13 protein-coding genes are annotated in these 17,242 nt (G+C 61.4%); 7 read left to right on the top strand and 6 right to left on the bottom strand.

Annotation, left to right across the window (positions count from 1 at the left end):
* Window positions 1-95: 95 nt before the first annotated feature.
* Complete coding sequence (locus M0D68_RS27260) at window positions 96-1,169, bottom strand: purine nucleoside permease (protein WP_266225946.1); 1,074 nt, start codon at window positions 1,167-1,169, stop codon at window positions 96-98.
* A 237-nt stretch (window positions 1,170-1,406) separates the two neighbouring features.
* On the opposite strand from M0D68_RS27260, the gene M0D68_RS27255 reads away from it, so the two are divergent.
* Window positions 1,407-2,387 carry an aldo/keto reductase gene (locus M0D68_RS27255; RefSeq protein ID WP_054043381.1) on the top strand — a complete coding sequence of 327 codons (981 nt, stop codon included), beginning with the start codon at window positions 1,407-1,409 and terminating at the stop codon, window positions 2,385-2,387.
* A 114-nt stretch (window positions 2,388-2,501) separates the two neighbouring features.
* Here M0D68_RS27255 and M0D68_RS27250 read toward each other — a convergent pair whose 3' ends face one another.
* From M0D68_RS27250 to M0D68_RS27235, 4 genes are all read right to left on the bottom strand, one after another.
* Entirely contained in the window at window positions 2,502-3,407 is a 906-nt protein-coding gene (locus tag M0D68_RS27250; protein WP_054043383.1) for a cation diffusion facilitator family transporter, read from the bottom strand.
* Between the two features lie 154 nt (window positions 3,408-3,561).
* A complete protein-coding gene (locus tag M0D68_RS27245; protein WP_266225945.1) occupies window positions 3,562-8,403 on the bottom strand; it encodes an NAD-glutamate dehydrogenase in 4,842 nt (1,613 codons plus the stop codon).
* Window positions 8,404-8,548: 145 nt separating this feature from the next.
* Complete coding sequence (locus tag M0D68_RS27240) at window positions 8,549-9,325, bottom strand: alpha/beta fold hydrolase (protein WP_266225944.1); 777 nt, start codon at window positions 9,323-9,325, stop codon at window positions 8,549-8,551.
* Window positions 9,322-10,356, bottom strand: a complete 1,035-nt coding sequence (locus M0D68_RS27235; RefSeq protein WP_200654367.1) for a M14 family zinc carboxypeptidase — start codon at window positions 10,354-10,356, stop codon at window positions 9,322-9,324. The genes M0D68_RS27240 and M0D68_RS27235 overlap by 4 nt, the downstream gene beginning before the upstream one ends.
* Window positions 10,357-10,648: 292 nt before the next feature.
* Here M0D68_RS27235 and phnC point away from each other — a divergent pair, with 292 nt between their 5' ends.
* The 6 genes from phnC to M0D68_RS27205 all read left to right on the top strand — a co-directional run bounded on the left by phnC (window position 10,649) and on the right by M0D68_RS27205 (window position 15,638).
* Window positions 10,649-11,545 (top strand): phosphonate ABC transporter ATP-binding protein, encoded by an 897-nt coding sequence (gene phnC, locus M0D68_RS27230; protein ID WP_200622198.1) that lies wholly within the window; start codon window positions 10,649-10,651, stop codon window positions 11,543-11,545.
* Between the two features lie 42 nt (window positions 11,546-11,587).
* Window positions 11,588-12,565, top strand: a complete 978-nt coding sequence (gene phnD, locus M0D68_RS27225) for a phosphonate ABC transporter substrate-binding protein (RefSeq protein ID WP_266225943.1) — start codon at window positions 11,588-11,590, stop codon at window positions 12,563-12,565.
* The gene (gene phnE, locus M0D68_RS27220) at window positions 12,562-13,401 is read left to right on the top strand and encodes a phosphonate ABC transporter, permease protein PhnE (protein WP_200572676.1); all 840 of its coding nucleotides are present in this window, start codon (window positions 12,562-12,564) and stop codon (window positions 13,399-13,401) included. The genes phnD and phnE overlap by 4 nt, the downstream gene beginning before the upstream one ends.
* 277 nt (window positions 13,402-13,678) lie before the next feature.
* Complete coding sequence (locus tag M0D68_RS27215) at window positions 13,679-14,515, top strand: DMT family transporter (protein WP_266225942.1); 837 nt, start codon at window positions 13,679-13,681, stop codon at window positions 14,513-14,515.
* Window positions 14,516-14,603: 88 nt separating this feature from the next.
* Window positions 14,604-15,062: a helix-turn-helix domain-containing protein gene (locus tag M0D68_RS27210; protein WP_200622201.1), complete on the top strand. Its 459-nt coding sequence runs from the start codon at window positions 14,604-14,606 to the stop codon at window positions 15,060-15,062.
* Between the two features lie 3 nt (window positions 15,063-15,065).
* Window positions 15,066-15,638 carry a PIN domain-containing protein gene (locus M0D68_RS27205; protein ID WP_093634726.1) on the top strand — a complete coding sequence of 191 codons (573 nt, stop codon included), beginning with the start codon at window positions 15,066-15,068 and terminating at the stop codon, window positions 15,636-15,638.
* Window positions 15,639-15,669: 31 nt separating this feature from the next.
* Here the strand turns inward: M0D68_RS27205 and M0D68_RS27200 are convergent, their stop codons facing one another.
* Window positions 15,670-17,187 (bottom strand): PLP-dependent aminotransferase family protein, encoded by a 1,518-nt coding sequence (locus tag M0D68_RS27200; RefSeq protein ID WP_093634727.1) that lies wholly within the window; start codon window positions 17,185-17,187, stop codon window positions 15,670-15,672.
* Window positions 17,188-17,242: the final 55 nt, after the last annotated feature.

Below are 17,242 nucleotides of genomic sequence, written 5' to 3'. Positions count from 1 at the left end.
CCGCACAGGGGGAACGCTAATAGACCACTAACAATTCAAGGAAAGGCCAAAGCCCCAGGAACACGGACAATAAGCGCCGCCAAAGGCAAAAAAACCTACCTCTTAGGCACCCCTTGCCGCCACTCCCCCCAATGAGTAGCAATATCCTGCACAAGCGGATTCCCCGACCTATACAGGTTCTCAATAGCAATCGTAAAGCCCCCTTGCGCAGCATAGTTAAGCAGATTATCCGCACTGGTCTGCCCATCATATGGCCGATCAAAATCAGACCCAGCCCGCAGCACCGCAACGCGGCTCAGGTCAACCTTATGCACCGAGGCCGCGCGCTTAAGCGCCTCATACGTCGCGTTATCCTCCTGCTGCGTCGTGCAATACACGCCATTGCCATCCGTCAGAATCTTGGTCCAATCCCGCGCCCGCTGCCCAAGCAGCGTCCCCGACCACCAGGTATCACCCGCGAGCGTGTCGCATTGAATGACCGTAGGCGGCCGATTCGCCGGCGCATACGAATACTTGGCCCGCGCAGCCTGCGCCTGAGCGTTATCAGACAGCACAACGCTACGCGACAAGGCAAACGCCGTATCGGCTAGCTGGGTATTCAACTGGAACACCTCCGTCCGATAGTCGAGCGGTGGCTTAGCCGTCGGACTCGTGGTGTTGATCCCCAGGTATCCGGTATTCCAGCCAGGCGGAATCTCCCGTCCATCGATCTCCCACTGAATCCCGAAGTCGACCAGGTACTTCGCCCACGCGGCGGATCCGACCGTGCCCTGCTGCGGATCAATCCCGGCAATCCCCGCCACCATAAAGTACGTATGCCGCAAATCGAAACGCGATGAAAACGTCAATGCCATAATCGACGCGGCAGCGTTGCTATGCCCCATGCCCGTCGTCATGACACACACGTCCTGCTTATTGCAATGAACCGTCGGGTAGTCGGGCGATAAGCCATCGACCGTAATCTCGCGCCATGGACCCAGCCGATCGAGCCATACCTGCCCTTCCGGCCCGAACATCGAAATGATCATGACCTTGACCGGCCGCCCGTGCGAGCCGCCGTCGCCTTGCGAGAAACCGTCGTTGTCGTCCGCGCTGGCAGGACCGGATGTAAAGGCGGCGCAGGCCGCGAGTGCAATGGCAGAGATTGCGCCAAATGTGCGAGTCAGCATCGTAATTCTTCCTTTTTGCTTGTGATGCAGATTGGGAGAAAGGCCGCTTTCAAGCCGAAAGAAGTATAGATGCGAAGAAATTATTTTCCACTACGTATTGCAGCAATTCGCCCACCGCAACCGAACTCCGCCGACCCGCGCGTTCGGTCTGCCCTCCAGCACGTCAACGCGTCCGTTCCTATAATGGGGGTCGTCAGCACGCACCGCGTTTGTGCACTTCAACACAGGAGCCTCTCGATGGACTATGTGAAACTGGGCCGCACCGGTCTCGATGTATCGCGTCTTTGTCTCGGCTGCATGAGTTACGGCGTGCCCGCTCGCGGCACCCACCCCTGGTCACTCGACGATGAAGCGGCACGCCCCTTTATCAAGCAGGCGCTCGACCACGGCATCAATTTCTTCGATACCGCCAACGTTTACTCGGACGGCACCAGCGAGGAAATCGTCGGCCGCGCATTGAAGGACTTTGCGAAACGCGACGAGATCGTGCTGGCCACCAAGGTGAATAGCCGCATGCATCCGGGCCCGAACGGTGCGGGGCTGTCGCGCAAGGCGATCATGGCGGAAATCGACAACAGCCTGAGGCGTCTCGGTACGGACTACGTCGATCTGTATCAGATCCACCGCTGGGACTACGACACACCGATCGAAGAAACCATGGAGGCGCTGCACGACGTGGTGAAGGCCGGCAAGGCGCGCTATATCGGTGCGTCGTCGATGTATGCGTGGCAGTTCGCCAAGGCATTGCATGTGGCTGAACGCCATGGCTGGACGCGCTTCGTGACGATGCAGAACTACGTGAATCTGCTCTATCGAGAAGAAGAGCGGGAGATGCTGCCGCTGTGCGAAAGCGAAGGCATCGGCGTGATTCCATGGAGCCCCCTGGCACGCGGACGCCTGACGCGCGACTGGAACACTGAAAGCGCACGCTCCGAGACCGACGAATTCGGCCGCACTCTGTACGCACATACCGAAGACGCGGACCGCCGGATCGTGGAGCGCGTCAGCCAGATTGCGAAGGAACGCGGTGTGCCGCGCGCGCAAGTCGCACTAGCCTGGGTGTTGCAGAAGAAGCCGATCACCGCGCCTATCGTCGGCGCGACCAAGCTGCATCATCTCGACGATGCGGTCGCAGCACTGACGTTGAATCTGAGCGCGGACGAGATCCGCCAATTGGAAGAGCTGTACGTGCCCCATGCGGTGACCGGTTTCAAATAAGCGGCAATGCACCGGCCAGCGGACGCGAAAGTATGGGTCTTCCTAAACGGAGACACTAGCGCGATCCGCTGGCCCTCGACGAACCGGACATATCCCCGCCAGCAAAACAACGCATCAAACCCGCGGCACGTCCGGTTCGAAAAACACCCAGCGTACTTGCGGAAATGCCTCCTGCAAGTCCGCTTCGATCACGTTGATCGCGTCGACCATCGCGCGCCCGCTCGCGTAGTCGATCATTTCCGCCTGCACCGCCACCACCACGTGACGGCCCCACTGCAGCGTAATCATGTTGATGATGCTGCGAATCTCGGAGCGGCCGCGCAGATGCGTCTCGATCGCGCGGCGCACTTCCGGGCTCGCCGATTCGCCGACAATCATCGACTTCACTTCGCGCGCCACCAGCCACGCAATCACCATCAGCAACACGCCGACGCCGATGGAGCCCAGTGCGTCGTAGACGGGATTGCCGGTCACCATCGTCAGCAACACGGCGACAAAGGCGATCGCAAGACCCGCCAACGCGGCAATGTCCTCGCCGGCCACCACCAGCAGCTCGGACTCGCGCGTTTCGCGAAACCAGCGCCACAGGTGTTTGTCGGGATGCGACTTGCGGATCTCCTTCACCGCGCCCCACAAGGAAAGCGTTTCGAGCACCACCGAAACGCCCAGTACGACGAGCGCCACATAGGCGTACTGCAAAGGCTCGCGCGCGAATAGACGATGCACGCCTTCGTAAACCGAAAACGCGCCGCCGACAAAAAACAGCAGCAATGCCACCAGCAGCGAATAGAAATTGATCTCGCGGCCACCACCCATGGGATGCAAGGGGCTCGCCGGCTTGCGCGCTTCGCGCAAGCCGAATAGCAGCAGCAACTGGTTACCGCAGTCGGCGGTCGAATGAATGGCTTCGGCGAACATCGAGCCGGAGCCGGTGAACGCGGCAGCAGCGAACTTGCAGATAGCGATGCCGAGGTTGGCGGCAAGCGCATAGAAAATGGCTTTCGGCGATTCTTCTTTCATCGTCGTGGAGAGGGTCCGTGAGTTTGCAGAGCGCTTTCGGTTGGCAATAGTTCGTATTATGGACATGCCAGGTAGCATGCGTCCAACCCCGGCGCTGTTCCGCGCCGGGGTTGGACGTATGCAGCACATCTGCTTGCTCTCGCGCCCCGTCGTGCTATGCCCTTTCGAGCGCGGCCATCTCCCGCACGATCACCAGAAGCATCGACAGGCTTGCGCCGCCCGTGGCCCGCAGATCGGCAAGCAGACGCGCATAACGCTCGAGTTGCGCGGTGCGCTTCTCGCGCCATGCCTGAACCAATGCGTCCGGCGTGGATGCCTCGTCGGCGCCGGCCAGTGCGCTCGTGGTCAGCGCGCGTTTCAGGCGTGCGAGTTCCGCCAGAGCCGTGGCGCGCGCCAGCATGTCCCAGTGCGTGGGAGCCGGCAGCGCGGCCGCGCGCTCGCTGATCCAGCTGTAGTTCAGCAGCGTGCCGAGCGCGAAGTAGACGCCCGCCACGAGTTCGAGACTGCGCCCGCAAGTCGACGCCACCTCGGCGATGTCGAGCAAAGCTGCCGATATCTCTCCGCTGGCGATCCGCACTGCCAGTTCGCTATCGACGCCCGCGTCCACGAGCACGCGTTGCCGCTCGGACAGCGCGTCGAGATCGGCACTCGGCAGCAGCGCGGGCCATTGCGGCGCAAGGCGTTGCGCCGCGTCGCGGCAGCGCGCAAGCAGGCCGGCAACATCGCCGGCGCTAACCGCCCCTGATTGCAATTGCCGCAGGAACCACAGCGCCGAGCGTTCGACGAGCCGCGCCACTTCGACGAACATGCGTGCCTGCACATCGTCGGCGACACGGTTATCCAGCGCATCGATACTGCGCCACACGTCGTCGAGATCGAACACGTCGCGCGCCATGATGCAAGCGCGCACGATGTCGCCAGGCTGCGCATCGGTCTCTTCCATCAACCGATGCACGAACTCGCAGCCCACGCGATTCACCAACGCATTGGTCAGATGCGTCGCAAGGATTTCGCGCCGCAACGGGTGACGTTGCATCGGTTCGCTAAAGCGCTGCCGCAATGGCTTCGGAAAGTATTCGATCAGCATGTCGCTGACGAGCGGGTCTTCCGGCATCGACGATTCGAGCAGCGCGTCGTAGAGCCACATCTTGCTATACGCAAGCAGCACCGCGCGTTCGGGCGTGGTGAGCCCTTGTTTCGCGGCCTGGCGCTCGGCGACTTCTTCATCGGTCGGCAAGAACTCGATCACGCGGTTCAGACGGCCCGCGCGTTCGAGATAACGCATCAGGCGCGCTTCGGCATCGAGCAACTCGACACCGTAGCGGCCCGCAATCGAGAGCGCCTGGGTCTGGTAATAGTTGTCCTGCAAGACGAGCAAGCCGACTTCATCGGTCATTTCCGCAAGCAGTGCGTTGCGCTGTTTCTCGGTCATTTCGCCGTCCGAGACAACCAGCCCCAGCAGGATCTTGATGTTGACCTCGTGGTCCGAACAGTCGACCCCGGCGGAGTTGTCGATCGCATCGGTATTGATACGACCGCCGCGTTGGGCGAACTCGATACGCCCGAGTTGCGTAAGACCGAGATTGCCGCCTTCCGCGACGACCTTGCAGTGCAGATCGGCGCCGTTGACACGGATCGCGTCGTTGGCGCGGTCGCCCACCTGCAGATGCGTTTCGCGACTCGCCTTCACATAGGTGCCGATACCGCCGTTGTAAAGCAGATCGACCGGCGCCTGCAGAATCGCACGCATCAATTCAGCGGGCGCGAGCGCCGGCGCGCTGATGCCAAGCACCGACTGAACGGCTGGAGACAACGGAATCGTCTTGGCGGTGCGCGGAAACACGCCGCCGCCTGCCGAGATCAGCGACGGGTCATAGTCGGCCCAACTCGACCGGTCAAGCCCGAAAAGTCGCCCGCGCTCGGCAAGGCTTGCCGCCGGATCGGGATTCGGATCGAGAAAGATATGCCGATGATCGAACGCGGCGACCAGCCTGATATGCGGCGAGAGCAGCATGCCGTTGCCGAATACATCGCCCGACATATCGCCGACGCCCACGACCGTGAAGTCGGTCGCTTGCGTATCGACGCCCATTTCGCGGAAGTGCCGTTTGACCGACTCCCATGCGCCGCGCGCCGTGATCGCCATTTTCTTGTGGTCATAACCGACCGAGCCGCCCGATGCAAAGGCGTCGTCGAGCCAGAAACCGTATTCCTGGGAGATCGCGTTCGCGTAGTCGGAGAAGGTGGCCGTGCCCTTGTCGGCGGCGACGACCAGATAGGGGTCGTCGGGGTCATGGCGCACCACATCGGGCGGCGGCACCACCGTCGTACCCGTGAGGTTGTCGGTCAAGTCGAGCAGGCCGCGCAAGAACGTCTGATAGCAGGCAATGCCTTCACGCATCCACGCGTCGCGTTCAGTCTGAGGCGGCGGATTCTTCACGACGAAACCGCCTTTGGAGCCAACCGGCACGATCACCACGTTCTTGACCATCTGCGCCTTCATCAGGCCGAGCACTTCCGTGCGGAAGTCCTCACGCCGATCCGACCAGCGCAGGCCGCCGCGCGCAACACGGCCGCCGCGCAAATGCACGCCTTCCACACGCGGCGAGTACACCCAGATTTCGAACATCGGTTTCGGTTCGGGCAAACCGGGCACCTGGGCGGGATTGAATTTGAACGACAGATACGGTTTCGGATGGCCGTCAGCATCGAAGCGATAGTAGTTCGTGCGCTGCGTGGCCTTGATGACGCCGAGGAATTGCCGGAGTATCCGGTCCTCGTCGAGATTCGGCACCTGATCGAGCGCGCTGTCGATCGTCTTCAGCAAGCTATCGACACGGGCCTCACGTGTGTCGCCAAGCACCGGATCGAAACGTGCAATGAACAACTCGACCAGCATGCGGGCAATCGCCGGATTGCCGGTCACCGCGCGTTCGATATAAGCGTCGCTGAACGTCGAACCCACTTGCCGCAGGTACTTGGCGTAGGCACGCAGAATCGTCACCTCGCGCGCACTCAGTTGCGCGCGCAACACCAGGCGGTTGAAATCATCGCTTTCGATTCCGCCGGTCCACACCTGTTCGAACGCATCTTCGAAAAGATCCTTCACCCGTTCGATATCGAACTCCGCATCGTCCGCGAGTTCAAGGCCGAAATCGTGAATCCAGGCAGGCGTGGCGTCGAGTGCTTCGATCAGATAAGGCCGCTCTTCATCGACACGCACGCCGAGATGTTCGAGCATCGGCAAGCTGCGCGACAAGGCAATAGGCAAGCCCGCACGATAAACCTTGAAACGGAACGCGCGCGGCCCTGATTCGATCGGGCGGTACAGGTTCATGGCGAGCCGCTCGCTGCCCTGCACGCGTTCGATCAGCTCGATATCGCGCACCGCGGTACGGGCCGGATAATCGTCGCGATAGCCGGGAGGAAACGAATCCGCATAGTGTTGCAGGAGACGGTTGCCCTGCTCTTCGCCGAATGCATCGAGCAACGCGTCGGCGAGATCGTCCTGCCAGCGGCGCGTAACGTGAACGAGGCGCGCTTCGAGCTCACGCGTATCGACATGAGGCATGCCCCCGGGCTTCGCATGCACGACGAAGTGAATACGCGCGAGTGTCGACTCCGACAACAAGGGCGTGAATTCGACACTTTCCCCGTTGAACGCATCGGTCAGCAGATTGGCGATGCGCTGCCGCAGATCGGTGTTGTACTTGTCACGCGGCACGAACACGAGACACGACACGAAGCGATCAAAGCGGTCGCGCCGCACGAACATACGCGTGCGCTGATGCTCCTGCAAACGCAGCACGCCCAGTGCGATATCGTAGAGCTGGTCTTCGTCGGCCTGAAACAGTTCGTCACGTGGATAGGTTTCGAGCACCGTCACCAGTGATTTGGCCAGGTGGCCCTTGGGCAGGAAACCGGCCCGCCGTACGATGTTCGCGCATTTGCGCCGTACGATCGGAATCTCCGCCGCCGACACCAGGTACGCGGTGGACGTATACAGACCGATAAAGCGCCGCTCACCGGTCACCTTGCCGTCCGCACCGGTCAGCTTGATGCCGACGTAATCCAGATAGCCCGGCCGATGCACCGTCGCGCGCGAGTTGGCCTTGGTCAGGAAAATGGGCGACGAGCCGGAGATGATATCGGCGGCCGCCGGCGGCAATGGCGTGATTTCCGCTGCGCCCGCGGGACGCAACTCGTCGCGCAGAATGCCGAGGCCCGAGCCGGGTACCGCACGCAGGCCAAAGCCGATATCGTGCTGCACCAATTCATAGTCGCGCTGGCCAAGAAACGTGAAATGATCGGCCACCATCCATTCGAGGAACGCGCGGGCTTCCATACCTTCCGGCCCTGCCTCGCCGGCCTTCATGCCTTTGACGGTGACGCGCGCGAGTTCGACGATCTTCGGCCAATCCTCCACTGCGGCGCGCACGTCGCGCAGCACTCTTGCGATCTCGTCACGCAATGCGTCGAGTTTCGCTGCGTCGCCGCAACGGTCGACCTCGAAGTGAATGAACGAAGCAAGCTGCGAGCGCGTATCGGCGGCATCTTCAGCGCCCTGACCCACGCGCACAATGCTGCCGTCCGGTCCGCGCCAGATGCGAAACACCGGATGCACAACGGAATGCAGTGCGAGCCCGAGGCGATTGACCGCCATCGATACCGAATCGACCAGGAACGGCATGTCGTCGTTGACGATCTCGATCACCGTGTGATCGGAATGCCAGCCGTGCTGTTCGAGTATCGGGTTGTAGACGCGCAGCCGTTCGCTGCCTGGCACGAAGCGCTGCGCGGTTTGCCAGTGAGCAAGCGCGGCGCCGTAAAGATCAGCGATGGAGCGGCTTTGAAGATCGTCGGCGTCGACGAAATCGTAGTAGTGCCGCAGGAAAGGCTCGACGACTTTGAAGGTTGGCTCCGGCAATCGTCCACGCGCAAATTCAAAGACATCGTTCAGCAGGTGCGTGACGGCTTCTTCATTCTTTGCTTGCATGATCAACTCCCCCGGCGGGCGGCAATAGCGAGTATCGCTTGATTCGCATGCATCGTCTGAACGAGGATTATGCGCCTGCCACCTGGAAATCGATGCGCGAGCTCACTTAGGTTATACCCGCTGCCGGAGAACGTGCCGCCTCCGTTTAAAGCGCGGCCTTCAATTCGCCAGCCTCCTGCCTCAGCCATGCCTGAACCTGTTCGCTGGTCCAGGCCGGATCATCGTGCGGCAGGTCGTGACCGGCCCATTGATGCTCGCGGTGCGCTGCGCCCCACGCTGCCGCGAGTTTGGCCGAACACACCGGATTGACCAGCTTATCGGCGCGTGAAGAGAGAATCAGCAACGGGCAATGCGGTTTCGCCGCAGTCGCACTAAAGCGCGCGGCGGCCCAAAGCTGCCGCAACGCATTGCCGCGGCTCACCGGCGCGCTGCGGCGAATTTCGCTCCATGCATCGAGATCGGCGCCCAGCGTTTCGACGTTGTTGCACGTCAGCCGATGAATACCGCTTTCCGCGCGCGTTGCATGGTGCCAGTGTGCTGCGACGCCCAGCAGGCCAGGCCATGCTGATGGACGCAAGCGCTCGTGCATGCGGCTGAACGGCCTCATGCTGGTATTGATCAACACGAGCCGCTCGATCTCGCCGGGATGCCGTTGTGCCCAGTCGGTCGCCACCATGCCGCCGAGCGACATCGCCAGCACGCGATAGGGACCTGCAGCACCCGTTTGCAATGCAGCAATCCGCACGAAGCCCACCATATCTTCGACGGTGGCCGGTGCGCGCAAGTTAGTGAACTCGCCATTGCCGGGCAGATCGAGCAGCAACAGGCGATCCGTGCCGGTCGCCTCGCGCAACAAGCCGGGCAAACGACCCCAGTGGCGTGTTTCGCGCGTCAGTCCACGCAAAAGAATCCACGTGCTCATAGCGCTTCCGGCATGGTCCAGTGATCGATCGCGCTTTGCAGCAGTTCCTCGCGACGATTGCCTTGCGGCAGCCAGCGTTGCGACGAGAACGCTGCGCGCGCGAGAAAATCGAGCAAATTCGCATGACGCCGCAGCACGCGCGCGGTGCGATGCGCTTTGACCGGATTGAACATGCCCTGGCGCGAAAACAGTTGACGCGGATTCTTCTTGATCCACAGCCATGAACCGAGTTCGAGCGTCATCGGCAGGAAAACGTTGGGCGGCGGCGTACGGTCGTACGCGAAGTCCCACAGATCGCCATGCAACAGATACTGGTGGCTCTGCGGCTCGAACGCGTAGCCATGATGCGGATGCGCGCGCTCGAACATGGTTTTCAGCACGTACATTTCCGGCAGATGCGGCATCAGCTTGCGCGTGCGCGCATAGGGAAACCAGATGCTGTCGCGCCAGCCGTACCCCGAGTGACAGTCGAGCGCGATGCTCAGGGGCCGCGCGGCCATGTCGGTTTCGACCACCCGCAGGAGCGCCGCGGCCTCGGGCTCCATCGGCTCACCTTGCCGGCCGCGATACCACGGCAGCCACGCGCCCACGCGTTGACCGCCGGCCAGCAGCGGCACGCGTTCGTCAGCGTTCTGCGGCGCATTGCGCATCAGATCGACCCCATTGGGATTGGCCCGCGTGGCGGCCCACATGCCGCCCGGATTGACGATCGGCATAAAGATCAGACGAATCGATTGCAACTGCCGCACCAGCAATTCGTCCCATTCGAGCCGGGCGAGCAGCGCGCGCATGTAGTCGAGCACAAGTTGCGAGCCGATCCGTTCGAGTCCGTGAATGCCGCCAAAAAACCCGATTGCCGGCGCGAGTGGATCGGTTGAACCGATACTCGCGGTGTGCACGGCGAAGTGCCGGCCCCGCACCGTCGTCTCGCAGACGGTGCGGATCTCGAAGCTGGCGCTGCCCTGGTCGAGGATCGTCTTGAGATCTTCGTACTCCGCAAAACTGTCGGGCAGAAAGCTCAAAGGCTGCATGACGACGTCGAAAAGGAACTGCAAGGTTATTGGGGACGGCTCATCGAATGACGCAATATAGCCTGGCTGCAGGTGATCATGCGCAGCCCGCCCCGCCCAATGCAAATCATGTCATGCGGGTGTCATTTTCCATTCGAATGAATGACTTCTTCCTGTCTTCCTGGCGACTCAAAAAAGACACATATAGATATAGTCGTCTAGACGTTGCGATGCCTTCACTCAACCGTCACAGACGCTTCCTAGAATGAGCCCCACACATGCCGGCAATGGCCGGATGCATGAAGGGGTACTCATGGAAGCAATTCGGGAAGCAATTCGTATCGAACGGTTGAGCAAGACGTTCGGCAACGGTCGCAAGGCGCTGGACGAAATCGATCTGCGTGTCGAGCCGGGTGAAATGGTGGCGTTGATTGGCGCCTCGGGCTCGGGCAAGTCGACACTGCTGCGGCATATCGCGGGCTTCACGGCCTCGGACGCGCAACCGTCTCAGATCGCAATTCTCGGCCGGCCGATCCAGCAGAACGGTCGCATTGTGCGCGAAGTGCGCAGCATTCGCCGCGATATCGGCTTCGTGTTCCAGCAATTCAATCTGGTGAACCGGCTTTCCGTGGAGAGCAACGTGCTGATCGGCGCGCTTGCGCGGCTGCCTTTGTGGCGCCGTTTGAGCGGGCGCTTTCCGGCTGCGGAGCGGGCGTTGTCGATGGCCGCGCTCAATGAAGTCGGCATCGGCGACCATGCGCGCGAGCGCGCCGCCAACCTCTCCGGCGGCCAGCAGCAACGCGCGGCATTGGCGCGGGCGCTGGTGCAACGCGCGCGCATCGTGCTCGCCGACGAACCAATCGCCTCACTCGATCCCGAATCGTCGCGCCGCGTGATGGAAATGCTGCGCACCCTCAACGTCGACCATCAACTGACCGTACTGGTGTCGCTGCATCAGGTCGACATTGCGATGCAGTACTGCCCGCGCACCGTTGCACTGCGTCGTGGCAAGGTGGTCTACGACGGCCCCTCCGCCGCGCTGAGCCCTGCCCTGCTCAAGAAACTCTACGGCGACGACGCCCGTGAACTGCTCGAAGAGGCCACCGCAGATAGTGCGGCCAATCAGGCGGATAGCAACGCACCGGCGCAAGACACCGAATCCACCTCGACGCGTTACGCATTCGCTCTCAATCCGGCGCACTCGAACTGAGCGCGCCCACTCATTCTGTTCACTCAACCGGACCTCAAAGCGATGAAATTCCTGCGTTCATTGATTACGCTGACCGTCGGCGCGGCCGCATTTGCCTGCGTCGCCACCGCACAAGCCGAGGACATCAATCTCGGCATCATCTCGACCGACTCCTCCTCCGTGCTGAAACAGCGCTGGGAGCCGCTGATCGACGACATGAACAAGCAAACCGGCCTGAACGTCAAAGCGTTCTTCGCGACCGACTACGCCGGCATCATCGAAGGCATGCGCTTTAACAAGGTACAGGTCGGTTATTTCGGCAATGCGTCGGCGATCGAAGCGGTGGATCGCTCGCAAGGCGAAGTGTTCGCGAAAGTCCTGTATCTGAACGGCGACGCCGGTTACAAGTCGGTGCTGATCACCAACGTGAACAGCCGCTTCAAGACGCTCGACGACGTGTTCAAGAACACGAAGGACGTCACACTCGGTTTCGGCGATCCGAACTCCACCTCGGGCACGCTGATCCCCGGCTATTACCTGTTCGCCCAGCACAAGACGCCGGTCAACACCTCGTTCAAGGCCGTGCTGCCGTCGAGCCACGAAGCGAATCTGCTGGCTGTGGTGAACAACAAGATCGACATCGCGACCAACAACACCGAGATGCTCGACACGCTGAAGAAGCAGCATCCGGACAAGTTTGCGCAAGTGCGCGTGTTGTGGACGTCGCCGCTGATTCCTTCGGATCCGCTCGTATGGCGCAAGGATCTGCCGCAAGCCACCAAGGACAAGATCCGCAACTTCTTCGTGAACTACGGCAAGACCGATCCGCATGAAAAACAGGTGATGGCTGCCATCACGGGCTACGCCGGCTTCGCGGCATCGTCGGATGAGCAGTTGCTGCCGATTCGCCAGGTCGCGCTGTTCCAGCAGAAGCAGAAGATCGAGAGCGACGCGCATCTTTCCGACGACGACCGCAAGACCCAACTGGCCGCACTCGACGCCAAGCTGAGCGCACTCAACACCGCCGTAGCCAAGCAATGAACACTGTTGATCTGATCACGTCGCCCACGCGTGCGAGCGAAGCGCTCGCCGCGCAGGCGGCGCGCGCTACTCCCGCTGCGGGCAAGCGCAGTTGGCTGTCGCTTATCGGTTGGATCGCCGTGCTCGCCGTGTTGGGTGGCGCCTGGCACGGTGCCGATATGCGGCCGCTCGACCTGCTCTCCGACTCCGGCAACATGGGCCAGTTCGCCAAGGACTTCTTCCCGCCGGACTTCACCGAATGGCGCAGCTATCTGCACGAGATGTATGTGACGCTGTCGGTGGCGGTGTGGGGCACGGCCCTCTCGCTAGTGTGCGCTGTGCCGTGTGGGCTGATGTCCGCGCACAACATGGCGCCGATGTGGGTCGTACAGCCGATGCGCCGCATGATGGACGCGTGCCGCGCGATCAATGAGATGGTCTTCGCGATGCTGTTCATCGTCGCGGTGGGACTCGGTCCGTTCGCCGGTGTGCTGGCGTTGTGGGTGCATACCACCGGCGTGCTCGCCAAGCTCTTCGCCGAAGCGGTCGAGGCAATCGATCCGCGTCCGGCCGAAGGCGTGCGCGCTACCGGCGCGACCAGTCTCGACGAAATCATTTACGGCGTGCTGCCGCAAGTGCTGCCGTTGTGGATCTCGTACGCGCTATATCGCTTTGAATCGAACGTGCGCTCGGCGATGGTGGTCGGCATGGTCGGCGCGGGCGGGATCGGCGTGGTGCTGTACGAGGCGATCCGCTCGTTCAATTATGCGCAGACGGCCGCGGTGATGATCATGGTGATCGTCGTCGTGACGGTGATCGATCTGGCGTCCGCGTGGCTGCGCGAACGCGTGACGTGACCGCTTCACGATTCCTGAATGCCAGGGGGTTGGCAACACGCGCTTCGCCAACCCTCGTTCAGGCCGCTTCGATACGGTGTGCCGATGTGTAAGTGCGCCAGAGTACAAGCGTTGCGCCAGAGTTAAGCGGCGGGCTCCTGGCGTCATAAATTACCCGCCTTTGCCACACAAAACCCCTTCACTTTAGTCGTCCACCTCTCCATTCCGGCGTTCTGCTGGAATAATCACGTGCTTGCAGCCGGCGCGCTGGCCTTCTTTCTCCCTTCCCTGGTTTCTGATGGACACCTTTGTCGTCTTGCTGGTGCTGCTCTCCGCGCTGCTTCACGCTACCTGGAACGCGTTTCTGCATCTATCCGAAGACCGCGTATGGCTGCTTGGCATGATGGCGATTCCGTATGTCGCTGTCAGCGCGGTCGGCGTGATCGTGCTTCCTTTGCCTGCACCTGAGGCGTGGCCTTATATCTTCGCGTCGGTCGTACTCGAATTCGGCTACCTGCTGGCACTGATCCGCGCTTATAAGAGCGGCGATTTCGGGCAAATCTATCCGATCGCGCGCGGTCTTTCGCCGATGCTCGTATTCGTCGGCGCGCTGGTATTCGCGCACGAATCGCTCAAGCCGTTGGCGGTCATCGGCGTGGCGCTGGTGTCGCTCGGCATCGTCTCACTCGCGTTCCGCCGCGGCATGCGGTTTTCCGGCGAAAGCGTGCCGTTCGCGTTACTGACGGGCTTCTTCATCGCCACGTATTCGGTTGTCGACGGAATCGGCGCGCGTGTGGCGGGCAACGGCCTGAGCTACATCATGTGGGTCTATCTGATCTGGAATATCCCGCAGTTTCTGCTTGCGTGGCATTGGCGCGGCGGCGCGAAGGGCTTGTTCATCGGCCGCACGGTGGTGTTCAAGGGTATAGCGTCCGGTGTGCTCGCACTGACCGCCTATTGCCTGATTATCGAGGCCTACCGCTATCTGCCGATTGCGATGGTCTCGGCGCTGCGTGAGCTCAGTTCGATCTTCGCGGTGCTGATCGGCTGGCTCTTCATGCAGGAAAAGCTGACCACGCGGCGGATCGTGGCCTGCACGCTGGTTACGCTGGGGGCTGTGTTGATTCGGATTTGAGGGACTGCCGCACCTGCTCACGCCCGTTTCGTTTATTGCGATTTCGAATATTTCGATTTACAATACCGAATTCGAAAGGAACCGCGCCATGAACACCTCGATCCACCCTACGCCGCTACCGTCAGCGCAAGAGGCTGAGCTCGCCCGTGTCTCCGGCCGGAATCTGTCTGTCGTGCTTTCGAGCCGCGCCGAAACGCAACAGTTCGACTTCAAGGACAGCAAGGGCGAAACGCGCAGCGTGGAGTTGCCGACATCGGTCGTCCGCCTGATCGTCGACGTCCTCGCGGAAATCGGCCAGGGCAACGCCGTGTCGATCATCCCTATTCACGCCGAGTTGACTACGCAGGAAGCGGCCGATCTGCTTAACGTGTCGCGGCCATACTTCGTCCAGTTGCTGGAGAAGAAAGAAATCCCTTTCCGGAAGGTCAATACGCATCGGCGAGTGCGTTATGAAGACGTGATGGCGTATAAGGATCGAATCGATTCGGAGCGGCGCAAGGCCCTGGACGAACTCGCAGCGTTGTCACAGGAAATGGGTTTGGAATAATCGATGTCGTCACATTTCACCGCGATCTACGACGCTTGCGTTCTGTACTCCCAACCATTACGAAATCTGTTGATGCGTCTCGCGCTAACCGACCTCTATCGTGCGCGCTGGACGCCGGCCATTCATGACGAGTGGACCCGCAATCTGATTGCAAACCGTCCTGACCTCGACCCCGTCAAGATCCATCGCGTCCGCGACCTGATGGACGCGCATGTGCGGGATGCCTTGGTCGACAACTATGAGCATCTGATGCCGGCCATCGATTTGCCGGATCCTGGTGATGCACATGTGGTCGCCGCCGCCGTGCATTGCGGCGCGGAACTCATCGTCACGTTCAACCTGAAGGATTTTCCAGTCGAGGCCTTGAGCACATTCAACGTGGCCGCTCAGCATCCTGATGACTTCATTGCTGATCTCTTCGACCTGAACCAGGCCAAGGTTCTCGAAGCGATGGCTGAACACAGAAAGTCGTTGAAAAATCCGCCCAAGTCCGTCGAAGAATACCTCGACACGCTTGCCGGCCTAGGCCTCACTCAAACCGTTTCAATGGTCCGCCCCTACAGCATCGCTATCTGAAAAGCGCCCCCGCCCGCCCTCAAGTCCACGCTCACGCAAACTGCACAAGCGTCGTGTCAATCGCCTCAGCCAGCGTATTGAACGCCGGCGCGATCTCCTCGTCCGGCACACATGCGTAGCCAATCAACAAACCCGAAGGTGCCAGCGACGGCTGCGCGTAATACCCCGACAACGGCCGTACGACGATATTGCGCTCCAGTGCCGCCATAGCCACCGCGCGGTCGTTACTGCCCTCTGGAAATTGCATCACCAGGTGTAAACCGGCATCGCCGCCCACGGCCGGCAGCGCATCGCCATAACGCTGCGCTGCAACGTCCAGCAGGGTCTGACGACGCTGCCCGTAGAGCGTGCGCATCTTGCGGATATGCGACGTGAAATGCCCTTCCGCGATGAACTCCGCGAGCATCGCCTGCTGCAACAACTGCCCTTCCCGATACAACTCCGCGCTCGCGGTCGCAAAGCTCTCGGCCAGCGCTTCGGGGACGACCAGGTAGCCGATGCGCAAGCCCGGAAAGAGCGTCTTGCCGAAGCTGCCCACGTAAATCACCTGCCCGGATCTATCCAGACCTTGCAACGATGCGAGCGGCCGGCTGCCGTAGCGGTATTCGCTGTCGTAGTCGTCTTCAATGATCCAGCACTGATTCTGCCGCGCGTACTCGAGCAGCATGCGGCGCCGCGCGAGGCTCATCACCATGCCCAGCGGATATTGATGCGACGGCGTGACGAGCATCAGCTTCGGCGGCTGCGCGAGATCGTCGGCGGAGGGATTGATGCCTTCTTCGTCGACGGCGATCGGTCGCGATTGCAGGCCGGACACGTGCAGCACGCTGCGCACGCCCCAATAGCAAGGGTCTTCGGTCCAGATCACGTCGCCCGGATCGGATAGCAGGCGCACCGCCAGATCGACCGACTGGTGGATCCCGGTCGTGACAATGATCTGCTCGGGCGTACAACGCACCGAGCGCGACGTCCGCAAGTAGTCCGCCAACGCGTGCCGCAAAGAAGCCAGCCCGCCGCCCGGCGCGTAGGTCAGCAGGTCCGGGCGCGGCCGGCGCCAATACTTGTTGTGCAGGCGGCTCCACACGCGCGCGGGAAACTTCGTGACATCCGGCACGCCGGGCATGAACGCGCCCCATTGCCGCTTCGAGACACCTGCCCCCGAAATGAGCCTCGTGCCACGCGTCGACAACGCGCGGCTGCCCTGCAAAGGCAGCGGCAAAGGCAACGACTCGAGCGGCGCGGCCAACGCCTCGGCATCGGGCACGCCGACGATCTCGTCCGGCGCGCTTTCGGCGACGAACGTGCCGCGGCCGGTTGCCGAATTCACATAGCCTTCGAGCACCAACTGCTCGTACACCTGCGTGACGGTATTGCGGCCGATGCCCAATTCCTGCGCTAATAGACGCGACGACGGCACCCTACTGCCCGCCGGCAATTCACGCGACAGAATCGCTTGCTGCAACAGCCGATGCAGCTGACGATAGATCGGCTGGCCGTTGCCACGGTCAAGGCGCTGCGCCAGCCAGTCGGACAAAACGCTCGCGCGCATGATTGGCTCCTACATTTTTATTGAAATGGCTCTGAAGTTAAGAGCCAAATCTCAT

The sequence above is a fragment of the Paraburkholderia sp. SEWSISQ10-3 4 genome (assembly GCF_030464785.1).
GTDB lineage: Bacteria > Pseudomonadota > Gammaproteobacteria > Burkholderiales > Burkholderiaceae > Paraburkholderia > Paraburkholderia aspalathi.
Note: the sequence above shows the minus strand (reverse complement) of the source record. Positions and strands in the feature narration are given on the sequence as shown.